We start from the raw sequence: 3,923 nt of genomic DNA on the forward strand, positions 1-3,923 counted from the left end.
TCGCGCTGGGTCAGCACCAGCGCCGCGCCGCAATCCTCCAGCATGTAGCGCAGGCGCTCGGCCGGATAGGCGATGTCCAGCGGCACGTAGGCGCCGCCGGCCTTGAGTACGGCCAGGAATGCCACCATGATCTCCGCCGAACGGCGCATGGCGATGGCCACCCGCACCTCCGGACCCACGCCCAGTTCCACCAGGCGCTGGGCCAGGCGGTTGGCCTGGCTGTCGAGTTCGCCATAGCTCAGCCGCTGCTCGCCGAACAGCACCGCAATCGCCTCCGGCGCTCGACGCGCCTGCTCCGCGACCAACTGGTGGACGAACGGCCGGCTCGGATAGTCCTCACCGGTCTGGTCCCAGCGCGCCAGCAGCAGGTCCCGCTCGGAACGATCCAATAGCGGCAACTCGCCAAGACTCCGGTTTGCGTCCTGGCAGATCGCCTCCAGCAAATTACGCCAATGGGTTGCCAGCCGTTCCACGGTGACCGCATCCAGGTGCAAACGGTCGTAGCTATAGTGGATGGTCAGCGTCTCGCCCATGTTCACGGCCAGGGTCAGCGGGTAGTTGGTCTGTTCTCGACTCACCACCTCACCAAAGCGCAATCCTGCCGGAGCTCCTTGTTCCAGGGCCTCCGATACGGGGTAGTTCTCGAATACCAGCAGACTGTCGAACAAGGACTCACCACCCTGTCCGGCCCAACGCTGCACCTCGAACAATGGCGTGTGCTCATACTCACGCAAGGCCAGGTTGCGCTCTTGCACCATGGCGACCCAATCGCCCACGCTCAGGTCCGCGCGCGGACGGCAAATGACCGGCAGGGTATTGATGAACAACCCGATCTGCTGCTCGATGCCGGATAGCTCCATCGGCCGGCCGGCCACCGTGGCGCCGAAGCACACCGTTTCCTGTCCGGTATAGCGTTGCAAAAGCAGCAGCCAGGCCGATTGCACCAGGGTGTTCAGGGTCACTCGTTGGGCGCGGGCAAAGGCATCCAGCCGTCGGGTCTGCTCCGCGTCGAACAGTTGATAGTGATCGCCGTAACCATCAGCCACTGGTTTGACCTGACCAGCAAGCGCCTGCATCAGCCGCGTAGGTGCATCGAGCTCGGCGAGTTGCTCCTTCCAGAAACGCCCGGCGGCATCCTGATCCTGACGTTGCAGCCAGGCGATATAGTCGCGATAGCGACCCGCCAGCGACGCCGGCAAGCGACCCGCATACCGCTCCAGCACCTCGCCGAGCAAGCGCGAGCCACTCCAGCCGTCCATCAGAATGTGATGGTTCGTATAGACCAGATGATGTCGACCTTCGCCCACGCGAATAACCGCGATCCGCAACAACGGCTCCCTGGTCAGGTCGAACCCCTTGCGCCGCACGTCTTGCGCATACGACTCCAGCGCCTGCTCAAGGTCCTCTCGCGCACTCCAGTCGAAAACCTCGAAGGGCAGCCGCACCTGCTTGTGGATCAGTTGCAGCGGCCGCTCCAGGTCCGTCAGTATGTTGGCCCGCAGCACCTCGTGACTGGCGACGGTCGCCAACCAGGCCTGGTGGAAAGCCCCGACGTCCAGTCCTTCCACGTCCACTCGCATCTGGTTGACGTAGTCGCTTCCTCCCTGCTCGTACAGGGAGTGGAAAAGCATCCCCTGCTGCATTGGCGACAGCGGATAGAGGTCGGCGATCTCGCCTGCCGGAACTGGCAAAGCGTCAAGTCCGGCCTGGTCGAGGTTCGCCAAGGGAAAGTCCGATGGTGTCACGCCACGATTGCGCTCCTGGCAGCAATGTTCCACAAGAGTCTGGAGCTCCCGTCCGTACTCATCCGCGAGCGCCTGTATGGTCTGCTCGTCGAACACTTCCCGGCTGAAGGTCCAGCCCAGGCTCAGCTCGCCGTCGTAGACCCGCCCGTCGACGCTCAGCAATGCGCCCAGAGGCGCCTGCTCGTCCATGACCGCACCACCATCCTCCCGGGCCGGCGCGAACAATCCGCGTTGCTCATCGAAGCTGCCATCGAACTGGCCTAGATAGTTGAAGACGATCTCGCCTTCCGGCAACGTTTCGAGCGTTCTGCGGGCCTCGGCGCTTCCCAGGTAGCGCAGTAGGCCGTAGCCGATCCCCCTGGAAGGAATTGCGCGCAGCTGTTCCTTGATGGCCTTGACCGAGTCGGCCAGGTTCTGCCGGGGGCTGAGGCGCACTGGATAGAGGCTGGTGAACCAGCCAACGGTACGGGTCAGGTCGATATCCTCGAACAAGTCCTCGCGCCCATGACCCTCCAGGCGGACCAGAACCTCCGCCCGCCCGCTCCAGCGACAAACCACCCGTGCCAGCGCTGTCAGCAGCAGGTCGTTGACCTGTGTGCGGTAGGCTGCTGGCGCCTCCTGCAGCAAGCGACGGGTCGTCTCGCGCGGCAACCGGGTATCAGCGTGGGCAACATGCCTTTGCTGACGGCCACCTTCGGGACGCTCGCAAGGCAGATCCGTGCTCACGCCCTCCAGCGCCTGTCGCCAATAACAAAGCTCACGCTCGACGGCTTCGCTGCTGGCATGCTCCTTCAGGCGATCGGCCCAAGCCTTGAACGAACTGGTTTTCGCCGGCAAGTTCGGCGCCTGTCCAGCCTGTAGGCTCTGATAGGCCTGTTGCAGGTCTTCCAGCAGGATTCGCCAGGAAACGCCGTCCACCACCAGGTGATGAACGACCAGCAAGAGCCGCTGGCTGCCATCGGGCAAATCGGCCAGCAGCACTCGCAGCAAAGGCCCATGTTTCAGATCCAAGCTGCGTTGTGCCGCCTCGACGACCTCCGAAAGGTCGCCGTCAGCCAACTGACGCACCCATAGCACATCTTCCGCACACGCGGCAGGATCGAACGCCGCCTGCCACTCTTCGTCCACGCCGTCGAAACGCAATCGCAAGGCATCATGACGGGAAACGACGGCCTGTAACGCTTCTCTCAACAGAACAGGCTCGAGAGAATCTGCCGGCGCCAGCAACAGAGACTGGTTCCAGTGATTGCGCTGGGGAATCGCCTCGGCGAAGAAGCGCCGTTGCACCGGAGTCAGCGGCATCGATCCGCTGACCGGGCCCTGGTCGACCGCTAACGCCGGCGCGAAGCGTGCGACCGAAGCCACGCCTTGCACGGTCTGGTGCTGGAACAGATCCTTGGGGGTGAACTGGATACCCGCCTGGCGAGCTCGGCTCACCACCTGCAGGGAGATGATCGAGTCTCCGCCCAGCTCGAAGAAGTTGTCGGTCAGCCCGACCCGCTCCAGCTTCAGTACCTCCGCCCAGATCGCCGCCAGCTGCTGCTCCAGGTCCGTCTCCGGTGCGGCGTAGACCTGCTGGCTGTCGCCGGCTTCCGGCGCCGGCAGCGCCTTGCGGTCCAGCTTGCCGTTGGGCAGCAGCGGCAGCGCCGCCAGGAACACCCACTGGGTCGGCACCATGTATTCCGGCAGGCTCGCCTTGAGCGCCGACTTCAGCACTTCACGCAGGGCGCCGCGCTTCTCGTCCTCCAGCGCCCCGACATCCTGCGGTACCACGTAGCCCAGCAACTGCTGGCCGCTCGCACCGTCGGCGGCCAGCACCACCGCTTCGCGCACGCACTCCTGCTCCAGCAGGCGCGCCTCGATCTCGCCCAGTTCGATACGGAAACCCCGGATCTTCACCTGGTGGTCCAGGCGACCGAGATAGTCGATCTGCCCGTCTCTGCGCAACCGCGCCAGGTCGCCGGTACGGTAGATCCGCTCGCCGTCGCCGTACGGGTCCGGCACGAAGCGCTCCGCGGTCAGCCCAGGTCGTCCCAGATAGCCACGCGCCAGGCCGGCGCCGGCGATCAGCAGTTCGCCTCGGCAACCCACCGGACAGACCCCACCCGCCGCATCGAGGATGCGCGCGCGCACCCCCGCGATCGGTGCACCAATGGGAATTTCCCCCCCCACCTCCTT

At 64.7% G+C, this 3,923-nt stretch carries 1 protein-coding gene; it reads right to left on the reverse strand.

The genetic code is table 11. The features are described from left to right. Positions 1-3,923: condensation domain-containing protein (locus AC4OR5_RS30810; RefSeq protein ID WP_491952859.1), on the reverse strand; the 3,923-nt coding region annotated here is incomplete at both ends.

The sequence above is a fragment of the Pseudomonas sp. YA1 genome, from assembly GCF_058680555.1.